Source organism: Flammeovirga kamogawensis (genome assembly GCF_018736065.1).
Taxonomy (GTDB): Bacteria; Bacteroidota; Bacteroidia; order Cytophagales; family Flammeovirgaceae; genus Flammeovirga; species Flammeovirga kamogawensis.
On record NZ_CP076129.1, the window covers coordinates 142,980 to 155,934 of the forward strand.

General features: G+C 30.0%; 16 protein-coding genes. 13 read left to right on the forward strand and 3 right to left on the reverse strand.

The window, feature by feature from the left end; translation table 11 throughout:
* The first annotated feature begins 123 nt into the window (after positions 1-123).
* Positions 124-1,245, forward strand: coding sequence for a TlpA family protein disulfide reductase (locus tag KM029_RS19525; RefSeq protein WP_144076535.1), 1,122 nt, complete (start codon positions 124-126; stop codon positions 1,243-1,245).
* A gap of 104 nt (positions 1,246-1,349) precedes the next feature.
* Here the strand turns inward: KM029_RS19525 and KM029_RS19530 are convergent, their stop codons facing one another.
* Together KM029_RS19530 and KM029_RS19535 are read right to left on the reverse strand one after the other, a co-directional pair.
* Entirely contained in the window at positions 1,350-2,258 is a 909-nt protein-coding gene (locus KM029_RS19530) for a Rossmann-like and DUF2520 domain-containing protein (protein WP_144076536.1), read from the reverse strand.
* A complete protein-coding gene (locus tag KM029_RS19535) occupies positions 2,258-3,679 on the reverse strand; it encodes an MBL fold metallo-hydrolase RNA specificity domain-containing protein (protein WP_144076537.1) in 1,422 nt (473 codons plus the stop codon). The genes KM029_RS19530 and KM029_RS19535 overlap by 1 nt, the downstream gene beginning before the upstream one ends.
* Before the next feature lie 467 nt (positions 3,680-4,146).
* Between KM029_RS19535 and KM029_RS19540 the strand changes: the two genes are divergently transcribed.
* Entirely contained in the window at positions 4,147-4,512 is a 366-nt protein-coding gene (locus KM029_RS19540; protein ID WP_144076538.1) for a copper resistance protein NlpE, read from the forward strand.
* Between the two features lie 153 nt (positions 4,513-4,665).
* On the opposite strand, the gene KM029_RS19545 is transcribed toward KM029_RS19540, so the two are convergent.
* Entirely contained in the window at positions 4,666-5,073 is a 408-nt protein-coding gene (locus KM029_RS19545) for a DUF2116 family Zn-ribbon domain-containing protein (RefSeq protein ID WP_144076539.1), read from the reverse strand.
* Positions 5,074-5,233: 160 nt separating this feature from the next.
* Between KM029_RS19545 and KM029_RS19550 the strand changes: the two genes are divergently transcribed.
* The 11 genes from KM029_RS19550 (at position 5,234) to KM029_RS19600 (ending at position 12,718) form a co-directional block, all read left to right on the forward strand.
* Positions 5,234-5,776 (forward strand): hypothetical protein, encoded by a 543-nt coding sequence (locus KM029_RS19550; protein WP_205125530.1) that lies wholly within the window; start codon positions 5,234-5,236, stop codon positions 5,774-5,776.
* 94 nt (positions 5,777-5,870) lie between these two features.
* Positions 5,871-6,275, forward strand: a complete 405-nt coding sequence (locus KM029_RS19555) for a ribosomal maturation YjgA family protein (RefSeq protein ID WP_205125531.1) — start codon at positions 5,871-5,873, stop codon at positions 6,273-6,275.
* Between the two features lie 86 nt (positions 6,276-6,361).
* On the forward strand, positions 6,362-7,534 hold the full coding sequence (gene xerA / locus KM029_RS19560; protein WP_144076540.1) for a site-specific tyrosine recombinase/integron integrase: 1,173 nt from the start codon (positions 6,362-6,364) through the stop codon (positions 7,532-7,534).
* Between the two features lie 118 nt (positions 7,535-7,652).
* The gene (locus KM029_RS19565) at positions 7,653-8,123 is read left to right on the forward strand and encodes a hypothetical protein (protein ID WP_144075929.1); all 471 of its coding nucleotides are present in this window, start codon (positions 7,653-7,655) and stop codon (positions 8,121-8,123) included.
* A 67-nt stretch (positions 8,124-8,190) separates the two neighbouring features.
* Positions 8,191-8,433 (forward strand): hypothetical protein, encoded by a 243-nt coding sequence (locus KM029_RS19570; RefSeq protein WP_144075934.1) that lies wholly within the window; start codon positions 8,191-8,193, stop codon positions 8,431-8,433.
* Positions 8,434-8,438: 5 nt separating this feature from the next.
* Complete coding sequence (locus KM029_RS19575; protein ID WP_215586360.1) at positions 8,439-8,882, forward strand: hypothetical protein; 444 nt, start codon at positions 8,439-8,441, stop codon at positions 8,880-8,882.
* Between the two features lie 558 nt (positions 8,883-9,440).
* On the forward strand, positions 9,441-10,058 hold the full coding sequence (locus tag KM029_RS19580; protein WP_144076541.1) for a hypothetical protein: 618 nt from the start codon (positions 9,441-9,443) through the stop codon (positions 10,056-10,058).
* 75 nt (positions 10,059-10,133) lie between these two features.
* Positions 10,134-11,132, forward strand: coding sequence for a hypothetical protein (locus tag KM029_RS19585; protein ID WP_144076542.1), 999 nt, complete (start codon positions 10,134-10,136; stop codon positions 11,130-11,132).
* Between the two features lie 76 nt (positions 11,133-11,208).
* Positions 11,209-11,451: a hypothetical protein gene (locus KM029_RS19590; protein ID WP_144076871.1), complete on the forward strand. Its 243-nt coding sequence runs from the start codon at positions 11,209-11,211 to the stop codon at positions 11,449-11,451.
* 106 nt (positions 11,452-11,557) lie between these two features.
* On the forward strand, positions 11,558-11,791 hold the full coding sequence (locus KM029_RS19595) for a hypothetical protein (protein ID WP_144076543.1): 234 nt from the start codon (positions 11,558-11,560) through the stop codon (positions 11,789-11,791).
* 102 nt (positions 11,792-11,893) lie between these two features.
* On the forward strand, positions 11,894-12,718 hold the full coding sequence (locus tag KM029_RS19600) for an alpha/beta hydrolase (RefSeq protein WP_144076544.1): 825 nt from the start codon (positions 11,894-11,896) through the stop codon (positions 12,716-12,718).
* Positions 12,719-12,955: the final 237 nt, after the last annotated feature.

Genomic DNA, 12,955 nt, shown 5'->3' on the forward strand with positions numbered 1-12,955 from the left:
AAAACTATTAATAACATAAATATGACATTTAATAGCATTTTTAAGTTCTGTTTATTGTAGTTTTTGTTGTCATAATTAAATTTCAATTCATTAATTTTTTATGACTACAACGAATAAACAAGAATGAAAACTTTTGCCATATTACTTCTATTTTTTACCATAACTACAACTTTTGCTCAAAATGATTACAGAACAGATAAAGTAAAAAAACTACAAGGTGCTGTAGTAGTTAACTTTGATGTGACATTTGAAAGAAAGCTTACAAAAGAGGAAAAAAGTCAGCCTTTATTTTATAATGAGGTAATTGTTCTTTTCAATAAAGACAAGCTTGTAATGAGGAAAGTATACCCTAATCAGAGTAGGGATTTCGATATTTTTACGCTTTTAGATTATAATGAACAAAAACAATACTCTTGTAAGTTTGAGGATGCAACTAGATATGCTATTTCTAAAGATTTTGGACTTTGGCAAAGAAAAGCAAAAAAAATAGAAGGGAAAACAAAGACAATTGCGGGTATAGAATGTCAAAAATATACTTTAAAAGTGAAAGGCCAGGTAAAAGAAATCTATACTACAGAGGAGCTAGGTTTAACATATAACCATCGTTCTACAGCTAAAGGGTTTGCTTTAAAGACTGTGATTTTTGATAAAAAACTTGGCTACATAACGCTTAAAGCAAAATCTATAACACATACTTACGATGTACCTAAAAAGCATTTTTCTTTAGATGGCTTTACAATTTATACTAAAGAAGAATTCAAAGAAAGATCTGAAGAAGTGAGAGAAATAATTGCAGAAGAAAAATTTGAAAGAGTAGGCGATAAGATACCTCATTTAAAAATACTTACGTTAGACGATAAAAAAATTGATACAAGGAAGAATGCAGATCATGTTATGTTTTTTGTATTCTTTTACGAGAAGTGTAATGCTTGTAATTTTTTATACAAAACAGTTAATGAATTACAGGAGAAGTACAAAAATCAAAAAGTTGAATTTTTAGGGGTAAGTATGAATAGTGATTTTGAAACAGAAGATTTTGTAAAATTTAAAAATATAAAATTTCAAGTAGCTGGCGAAGGTAGTTACATTACTCAGCCATTGGGTATTAAAAAGTTTCCATATATCTTGATTGTAGATCCTAACAGAACAATAAGGTATGCTAAAATTGGTGGAAGTGGAAGCCCAAAGCAGGTGAAACAATTAGATGTTGAAATAGAGAAAGCATTATCCTTTCTAAATCAATAGGTTTTAAATTTAAAAGAGAATAAAATAAAAAGCCACCTTTAATTTATTGGGTTAAAGGTGGCTTTTGATGCATATAGCTAAAAAACGTTTAAGGTAATTTTATTTTAAGATAAGTAATCTTCGTCTTCTTGGCTTAAACCAGAAGCGGCTCTTTCCTTTTCTATTTGTTCTTCAATCAATAATCGTTCTTTTTCTAACCTATCTATTTCTACTTCATGAGCAGTTTTGTACTGTCCAACTTTACCTTGTATAGCATCAGTCATTACTTGATATATCGGTAAAAAATTGGGGTGAGTAGTATTTAAAGATTCTTGGTGTCGTTTTATTGTCTTGTTATCTTTTCTTATTGCAGGACCAGTTTGGCCATCAATAGGGGTATTTAAAGAAAATGCTTTTTCTACTGTTTCATCAACAAGATGTTTCAGGTCCTGAAAAGCCATTCCAGCTTCATCTGCCATTTGCGATGAAACTTCCATCAGGTAATTAGTGAAATTACAGGCAAAAACGGCAGAAATATGTAGCTTTTTTCTTTCTTCATTAGTTAAGTGAAAAACTTTAGGAGTCAATCTATGTGCTAACTCTGCAAGTCTGTCTAAAGCACCTTTAGCAGTTGCATCTATACAAATTGGTATTTGAGAAAAATCTACTGGTTTATCAAAAGAAAATGTTTGAAGTGGGTAAAAAATTCCAGTATATAAAGTACTTCCGGCAAGAGACTCTAAAGGTGTAGCTCCAGAAGTGTGCGCAAGTATTGCATTATGATTTGGTAATACAATTTGCTCAGCAACATCAGAGATGGCACTATCACTTACGGCTATTATAAAAATCTCTGAAAAACTACTTTTAAAATTTAAAGAATCTGTTGGTCTTGCATCATAAAATCTACGAGCAAGATTTCTTGCTTTCTTAATATCTCTGCTAAAGACTTCTTGAATAATAATACCATTGTCTTCTAAAGCAGTTCCTAAATGTGTGGCTACTTTTCCAGCCCCAATTAAAGTTACCCTTTTCATTATACTATAAATTCATGCCCCTTAGTTGGGATCACAACGTTTTTATATCCTAAGTTTTCTATTCGTTCTTTGAATGCAATCATTGATTCTTCTTCACCATGACTTAGGAAAATTTGTTTTATTTTGTTTTTATCTTGTTGCTTTATAAAACTTTGTAGATCATTTACATCGCCATGCCCACTAAAAGAATCTGTTTGTTCAATTTTACAATGTACTTTATGTTCTTCGCTTCCCATACGTAAGAACCCTTCATTATCTCTCAATCGAGCACCTAATGTTCCTTCCGCAGAATATCCAACCATTAAAACGGTAGCATAAGGGTTTTCCATATTGGCTTGTATATGATGTTGAATTCTACCGCCTTCTAACATTCCAGAAGAAGAAATGATAATACAAGCTTCTGTATAATTAGAAATTGCTTTACTATCATTTTGTTTTTGAGCGTATTCAATGTTTTCAAAATTAAATAAACTGTCATTATCTTCCTTAAACTCTTTCGCTTCATTATTTAAAAGATAGGAGTATCTTTCATAAATGCGATTACTCTGCATAGCAAGTGGGCTGTCAGCGAATACTTTTATTGGAGGCAATTTATTGGCCTCAAAAAGTTTATGCATTTCAAACAAAACAGCTTGCGTTCTTCCAATACTAAAAGCAGGAATAATTAAACGACCAGGCATATCAATACAAGTACGTTTTATAACATCTTGAATTTCTTTTGCAGAATCAATTATTTCAGTATGTTCTCTATTTCCATAAGTTGTTTCACAGATTACATAATCTGCTTGAGGAACAACAGCAGGATCTATTAGAAGCGGATAGTCCTTTCGTCCAATATCACCACTAAAAAGAAACGTTTTTCTTTCGTCATTTTCTTCAACTTCAATATAAACATGTGCAGCACCTAATAAATGCCCTGCAGGTAAAAATGTAACCCATAAACCGGGTTTTATATTAAACCTTCTAGAGAATTGTATTGGAACAACTTCATTCATTGTATTGTTTACATCACTTTCTGTATAAAGATTATCAGGAATAAATGTATAATGATCTATCGATTGCCCCTTGGACTTTTTCTTGTTATATGCTTTTAATTTACGTTGGTTTATTCTTGCAGAATCTTCTAATAAAATTCTTGATAAATCAGCAGTAGGAGAAGTACATAATATTTGTCCTTCATAACCTTCTTTATATAGATTGGGCAGTTTCCCCGAATGATCAAGATGAGCATGTGTAAGAAGTACTACATTTACTAATGTAGCATCGAAAGGGAAAGCTGAATTTGGGTAAATTGGATCTTTTTCTGAAAGATTAGCCATATCAATTCCACAATCAATCAACACTTGATATCCATCGTCTAAGGTTAGCAAAGTCATGCTTCCTGTTACTTGTTGTGCAGCACCCCAAAAAGTGAGTCTCATAATAATTATAAAAAATGATTGTGTAAATACAACTCTAAGTTAGTATGTAAACAGTTTAGAAATAAGTTTTAAATTATAATTTTTTCTAGATTTTGAAAAACAGTAAAATAAATTTCTAAACAATGTTTAGCAATGAATTGTTTGTAAAGCAGTTAAATAATTGACCATGAAAATGCTATGTTTATCAAATTCTTTTATTTGAAATATTTTTCAAAAATTTAATGCGATTAAAAATTATTCTATTGCATCAAGAATTTAATAATTTAAACTTGATTATTTGTCGTTACCTATCAAAAGCTTATTTAATTCTTTAATTAGTACATTTTTCTTAAAAAGAGAAGTGTATTAAACCCTAATACAACTTGTTTGTAGCGTAATATTTTTTAGAATAATAAAATATTTTATGATTGTAAAAAACATGTTTATATTTGAAGTCAACTTTAATCATTACTCAATTTTTTATCTAGATGAGAAACATACTATTTTTATCCGTTTTACTTTTTTCATTTTTCTCTTGTTCTCCTCAGAGTGAATCTGTTATAGGAAAATACAAAGGAACCATACCTTGTGCAGATTGTTCTGGAATAAAGACTGGTATTGTATTAACAAAAGATTCAACGTTCATGTTAACTTCAGAATATATGGGTAAGTCTGATAGAATTAAAATGGAGAGAGGTACATTTACTGTAGAAAATAATGTGGTGAAATTAAAAGGAAGAAAGCATGGTGCTTTTTTATATTTATTTGCTAACGGAAATTTACAACAGCTTGATTTAAAAGGAAATAAAATTAACGGTAAAATGTCTGACATGTATATTTTGGAACGTCAATAAAAAAATATAACTTTAGAAGACAAAACTAAGGTTATATTAATGTGACTGACGTGGCGAAGCCATGCCAAAAATAATATTACTCCAATTCAATTTATCTGGTTACTATCATACAATTCTTTAATCTATAAAAAACATGAACAAGGCTAACAACTCTTACTTTACAACTCTTGACCATGGGTCAAATTGTTGTCTTTCCATATAGTTCTGCCACTGTACAACCAACATTTTCTCGATACTACCTTTAGTGATCGGTTGGAAACCAAAGTCGTAGCAGAAATAATAAATTCCCTTATTCGTTTTATAGAAGTGAGTGAAATAGTTAAAATTAAATCCTAATTCACTTGCTAAATTTTTGCGTATTGTACCATATCCATTTGGCACAAGTTGTTTGAGTATCTTATTGTTTTTCTTTAAGATCTCTTGGTGTATAGTTATGCCATTATTTTTAACCTTACGAAGATTGTAATTATAGGTTGCTCTACAAGATTCTGAGCAAAATTTTCTATCACTTCGTCCTTTAATAATTTTTGTATTACAAGCTAAGCAAGTCTTATGTATCATTGTAAGCAGAGATTTATTTTTAGTTATTAGAATCGTTAATAAGAAAGTTACTAATGTATTTCAATATATAAAAGACTATTACTGAAAATTATACTAGAATATTATTTATAAATGGGTGTATCAGACTAACCCTCTCTTTTTATCTAAAACCACTTTTAAAATGGAAAACAACAATCAATTACTAGAAGAAGCAAACTTAGAAAGAAATCAAAAAAAAGCAGCCGAAGAAAAGCTCTTACATTTTATGGAGCAAATAAAGATGGACCAAAATTTACCAATGGCCTTTATTGGAGGTTTACTTGCTGCTGTTATTGGCGGTATGGCATGGGCTGCAATAACGGTAGCAACTGACTATCAAATTGGCTATATGGCTGTAGCAGTAGGGTTGTTGGTTGGTTACACAACTAGATTATTTGGCAAAGGAGTAGATCAGATATTTGGCATTCTTGGTGCAGCATTAGCATTACTTGGTTGTATTTTGGGTAATTTTATGACCATCATATGGTTAGTAGCAAATGAGCAAGGCTTATCAATTGTAGAAACACTTACTTTAATTGACTTTACATTGATACCTGAAATTATGTCATCATCATTTAGTCCAATAGATTTAATTTTTTATGGTATTGCCTTATATGAAGGTTATAAATTTTCTTTTAGACAACTTTCTGAAGTTGAAATTTACGAGAATATTACGTCAAAATAATTATTTGATTGTACGATAATTCTCTTGTACTAGAAGTAAAGTCATGGAAATCTTTACTTTTAGTACTATTTTTTAAAAGTCTAATTTTTGATAGGTGGAGCAACATTATTCAAACTATAGGCAAAGGAAATTATATATTATTATAATTGCTTTTATTATTTTATTGGGTCTTTATACTCGTAGTAAATATCTAAACACATTAATTTATTCAGGCATTGGTGATTATCTATATGCTTTGATGATTTATTTTATTGCTGGCTTTATATTTAATAAGAAGGGGACTGGAACAATTTTAATATTAAGTATTTTAATCTGTTATTTAATTGAATTCCAACAGCTGTATCAAGCTGATTGGATTGTAAAATTGAGAGCAAATAAATTAATAGCTTTAGTTTTAGGTCGTGGTTTTTTGTGGAGCGATTTAGTTGCTTACACTATTGGAACTTTAACGGGATTTTTTTTAGAAAAATCAGTTTTGAAAATTGAAAAATCAACTTAAATGATGACAAACGGAAGTATCCGTTTAATCACCGGTTATTAATATATTATTGATGAGTTTTGTTTTAAATATTAAAATTTAAGACAATGGAAGTACATATAAAGTCATCATCAAGAACAAATATTAAGTTGAGTCATATTCAAATAGAAGGACATAAATATGTAAGAATTGATTTCCCGTGGACTGATGGTATTAAAACGCTTATAAAAACGATACCTGATAGAAAGTGGTGTCCGACATTACAATGTGTATATGTACCTAATACAAAGGCACATATTACAAGTATAATAAAAACTTTTAAAGGTATTTGTTGGGTAGACTCGAATGCATTTTATGGTTATAAGCCAGAATGTTATTTATCTACAGAGGAAAAAGAAACTTACAAAACATTACACATTAGATATAGTAGAATAAAGCATGAGCATATAAAAGAGGCTTTATTAAAAATGATTGATCATTTGGAAAGAAGAAGATATGCATATAATACTGCAGATTCTTATTTATGTGTGTTTTCTCAATTTCTATATCATTTTATAGATACTCCAATTTTGGAGCTAGATAGAACGCATATAGAGAAATATTTATTACATGTTGTTCGAGATAAAAAGAAATCTACATCGTATCAGAATCAGGCTTTAAATGCTATTAAGTTTTATTTTGAGAAGATTGTAGGAATGGATACACAGTATTTTCATGTTGAGCGACCTAGAAAGCAGGATACATTACCTAAAGTTTTATCAAAACCAGAAGTAATTTCTATTATAAATGCATGTAAAAATATAAAGCATAAAGCTATTATCATGTTAATTTATTCTGCAGGTTTAAGAATAAGTGAATGTGTAAATTTAAAAATTACTGATATTAATTCAGATCGAATGACAATAACTGTTATAGGTGGCAAAGGGAATAAAGATAGACAGACAATTTTATCAGAAAAGACTTTGGAAGTACTTAGACAGTATTTTAAAATATTTAAACCCAAGGAATACTTATTTGAGGGACCAAAACAAAATCGTTATAGTATGAGTAGTGTACAAAACATTTTTAAAAAGGCTAAGAAAAGAGCGAGAATGTTAAAACCTGCTACAGTCCATACATTGCGTCATAGTTTTGCCACTCACATGTTAGAAAGTGGTGTAGATTTACGTTATATACAAACTTTACTTGGACATAACTCCAGTAAAACGACAGAAATTTATACTCATGTGTCTACTAAGGTCATCCAGGGTTTCAAATCTCCTCTCGACGAGATGGGATAAACGCAATAAATATATCCTACAACTCAATTAGTGAAATTATATTAATTGGGTTTGTAAGATGTTACCAACTATTAAAGTAAAGCTTGCAATTAAATTTTATTCAAAATAATATTGTGACATGAATTCAGAATCGACCTTGACTAAATATATAGTAATAGTATTGTTAGTTTTGACAGCCAGCTCTATAAAAGCACAGGCAAAAAAGGATACTTTATCTGAAATTGTTATAGGACACAAGTGTTTGTTCAATGGGACAATCACAGAAAGATTTGAGATTAATTACAAAAAGAAGAATTTGTACCGCTTAACGATTTATGCGAATTATTTACATATCAAAGGCGAAAAATTCAGAACTAAAATAAAGACTTCAAAGAAAGAATGGTTTGAATTAAATAAATTAGCTGAAAACGTAAAGTTGGTTTGTAGAGAGGAATCTGTTAAAAAAGAAAATGAAGATTACTTTATTTCCTTTTATAAAAACGGGAAATTAGAAAAAAAATTCAGCTATTCTGAATCCAATGTACCATCAGAATTAAAGCAAATATTAAATTTTATCCGAAAAGAAATAACAGTTGGTAACAGTAGCTAATCTCCATCCATCGGGTGACGCACCCGCTGGTCGTAGTTTAGCCATTACGTTGTAGGTAATTAGAGAAATGCAGAAATTCAATTTAATATTTTTACAATCAGGTAAAACTTTAATTAGTCAAAAACAATATTCTGATTGGAAAGAAATTCAAGACGATTTTCAAGGTTATATTGCAAGTGTAGGTTTTAATTCAATTGATGAAATTAAAGAGTACATTCAGTTTGATTACAAATTAACAGAAGAAAAAGCAATTAAGGAATCGAATAAAATATTTAAATCTAATACAGATTTTGTAGAAGTTGAACTATGATTAATGTGATCGAAAATATATTCACAACGTTTCACGATGGAGGAATAACAGGCTGGGAAGGAGATTTAAAACAACTGACATTAAAAATAGAATGTCAATATCTTGGAAAAGAATTTCAAGAAGGTTTTAATTTTTTTTATCTGCTTATATACAATATTGAACATATTGAGCTAGAACCATGGATGAATCCGATCACACTCAAAAAAATCAATTGGACTGAATTAAAAGACATTTTTAAAGCAGAATTAGAAATTGGATATGCAGAAACTTTAAATGGTATTGTAAAAGTAAGCTGTAATCAACACAATACTAATTATGACTATTGTGGAGGAAACTTGCTAATAAAAGCTGAAAAAATAGAAATTAAAAATCATTTAAAACAAAAAATCAAACCAACTGACTTGTTTAAAGCTAGTGAAAATTACTGGAATAAGTTTAGTAATAATTAACTACCTACAACATCAACTAAATCTGCATATCGGCCGACACGTCCGCTTCGCAGTTTAGTCAACGCGTTAGGCATCATAATCTAGGCGAGTGCATCTGCATAATGCACATAGGTACTAAATTTTTATTATTCAAGCACGGGTGATTCACCCGCAGAGAGCATTAGTTATTTTGTACCTCTATATTTGCAGTCGTGCGATTCGCACGGTTTAGTAAAATTATAAATTGAAGCAGGAGTGAAGTCAAATCATTGTGAAGAGTTAAATTACTAGAAAGTAAATTTTTCAACACAAAATTAGTCAAAAGGCAATTCACTTTTCAATTAAGTTATGTTCAAGAAAGATTGTTTTGCTTTTCAACGTCCATCAAAAATTTAGAGATCTCTCAATTAATGATGTTCACGTTTGGTAAAACTTTTAAGCTTCAGTACTTTCAGTTTATAATTAGAAATTAAAAAAATACGCTGCCTAACATCAACTAAATTAGCATATCGGTCGACGCGCCCTCTACGCAATTTAGTCAACCCGTTATGCTTTATTCATATAAAGAAATTTTTTCAAATGACATTTTTTCAATTAAACAAACACAAACTAAAATATTTAATTATTACTTGTACGATAATAGGATTCTTAGCAAGTGAATTATTTTATTGGGGAATAATGCATAATAACCAAAATGAATTCAATCTTTTGGTAAATGTATCTACATGTCTATCTATTGGTTTTATTCTTACTTTAATTGTATTTCCAATTGCATATATTGGATGGGTAACAAAAAAGTATTTTAGACAAAAAGTTTATAAACTTATTTCAATAAAAGAGTTTAAATCACATGGCTTTAGTGTTAATAAGATTAATACAGATTCCAACTTCTATTTTACTGAAGAAATTTTAGAAGGAAAGATTGAAGGTTTCAAAGTGTTTTTTGATTCTTTAGATTTCAATCTGATAAAAATATTTATAGAAGTTGAACCATCTAGAGCAATAGATAATATTGAATTCTCTGAAATAGAAAGTAAAATGGCTCATTTAAATGGGAAGTTAGTTTATGGTGGAGTTTCTATACATTATAAAAAAGAGCGTCTTCTTAAAATGAATACAAGAATGATTATTAATGAAATAGATGATATTATTTCACTTTTAACAAACCATGACATTCAACCCTTAAACAAAGCATAACAACAGCTATACATCAAGTCTCGGCCGACGCGTCCTCGCTCGCTGCATAGCAATTTCGTTGCCAGGAATGCAAAAATGAAAAGAGGACAACTCATAATATTAACAATTATCCTGACAAGTTGTTGGATTGTTGACAATGACAAGACTGTTGACAAATCTATCGTTGACTTAAACAGACAAGTCTTGCAAAAACAAATTGACAACATGCGAGGAGTGTTAAGAGAATCCACAGAACTAGTAAACCAAGAATATGTAACAGAAGACTTGGAAATTCTTACAGGGCTTGTAAATGAAATTCCAAAACTTAAACCTAACTATGAAGAGTTTGCAAAACATCTTCCTGGTTTCCAGGGCAAAGAGTATCATCTACCCGAACAAAATAGAAGCATTGAAGTTGGGTTTGACTTGACTGTTACAGGTGACATTTACTACGGAGGTTACGGAAATTTTGTCATATCAATTCTCCATTATAAACAGGATATTTTATTGGTAAACATTAACATGTATTTCACAGGTCAAGGACACGAGTTTATAAGAGATGTAATCATTGATCATATTAATTTCCCAATTAAGTGTTCGTCCTATGGAGTTTATTACACACAGACTTTTGACAAGAACATAAAAAAATATCAAGCTCTAAATATCTTCCCATTAAGATTGACCCCAACATCTGATGACTACTTAGAAACGGAACTTGCTTACTACGAAACGATGTCAAACCCAACACACTTTCTGAAATGGGGTAGGTCTTGTGGAGATGGAGGAGGACCAACAATTGGCAAAACAACAATAGACAGTTTGACCAAATCGGACACTTATAAACTTGTAGAAGACATTTTATATTCTCCGAGTGTTGTAGGACGGATCTACGCTTTGCAAGCACTTGAGCGGTGGGATTGGAAAGGAGAACATTCATTGACCGAAAAAACAAAGGAGACAATTCAGAAAATAAAAAATCTTGACGTTCCTTTTTCAGTTTGCGATGGCTGCTTTGTGGAGGCAATGACCTTTAAACAACTTGCTGAAAGAAAACCTTGGATTGACACAAGAAACTGGACAAAAAAAAATGAATAAAGCACTGCCGGCAACAACAGCTATACGTAATGCCCTTCGGGACACTACGCATAGCAATTTCGTTAGCGGTTATTATATGAGTGGTATCTGGAAACATAAAGCAACTATCATTGATGGTCAGACATTTAAACTAAAAGAGTTAAATATATGGGATTATCAATGGGAGGACACAGGAAATTCTATCCAAATAAAAGATCCAATGTATGGGAAAGATTATAAATTGAATATTTATAGGATTGTTAAAGAAAATATAAAAATACAATTCGCCGCTGGTGAATTTTCTAATTGTGTATGGGGTATATATTTGGAAAGCACATAGCATAGAAATTTAAGATATTCTAAAGACTATGAAGAATAGTAAATAGGTATTATCAATGTAATTCTTTCTATTTGTAAAAATAAATATTTTATTGAAAATGTGCGATATGTGTTTTAGCACTGAAATAAAATCCTTTCCAACTGAAGAAGGATGGTTAAAGTTTGACTTAGAGTTAACTATAAAACTTGGGAAAAATCACATGAAATATTCAGAATTCACACCAGATGGAATTAGGGATAAAGATGATGGTAGTTATATTTATGAATGTAATTATTGTGGTCAAAAATGGAGATTAAAAGAACCAGATTATTCAATTCGAGGTTACTTTTTTAAAACGTAACCCTAACAAACCGCTAACAACAGCTAAAACGGCAAGTCTCGGCCGACACGTCCTCGCTCGCAGTTTAGCAAATTCGTTAACTACAATAATGACAAACTAAAAATGAAAACTTTCAATTTAATATTAACACTTCTAATCCCTTTCTTATGCTTTTCTCAAGAAAAAGTAACAGATCTTACTTTTGGGAAAAAAATAACTATTAACTCTGAAATATTATCAGATTCAATTGAATGTTGGGTTCGTATACCTGAAAGATTAAATCAATCAAATTCTAGAATTGATTCAGTATCTTTACTAGTTCTATTAGATGGGGATGAATATTTTAAAATAGCATCTGATATTGCTGAACTTTATGAATGGTCAGACAAAATGCCATTAACAATTATAATAGGATTACCAAGTACTGGTGAAAGTAGATATAAATATTATACACCAACTAAAGTAGAAAATTTAAATAGCAAAGAAGATAGTATTTTATATTCAAAAACTGGTAATTTTAATCTTTTTGAATCCTCATTATCACAAGAAGTTATACCAAGATTGGAGCATCATTTAGAAGTGAAATTTTCAGAAAAAACAATATTTGGTCATTCTAATGGTGGATTAGGAGCTTTATCATTTTATATATCACAAAATCATTTGTTTGATAATTATATTGTAGCAAGCCCAGCAATTCTTTGGGATAATTATTATATCCAAAAAAATATCTCTAATAAATCACGTAATGAATCTATTTATTTAAGTCTTAGTAATAATGGTTGGGACTATCCAATAGAGTCATATAAATCATTAATAGATGTATTAAATAAGACTAATAGTAGGTTTAAGTTTAGATTAAATGAAGAAGAAAATCATGCAACTAACGGTTTACGAACTTTACTTGATGGTTTAATCTATGTCAATAATAAAAATAATAAAATACAGTAGTTAACACCAGCTAAAACAGCAAGTCTCGGCCGACGCGTCCTCACTCGCAGTTTAGCAAATTCGTTGTAAAACATTTATAATACCATTTCAAAATGGACAGAAATTTTAAATTAAATATAATAAGTTTGATTCTAGGGTTAATTATACTGACTAGTATTTTAGTATATTTCATTTTTCCAAATTTCCAATTTCGTACTTTCGAAATGAATAGAATGTATAGTGTGTTTTTTTCTATAC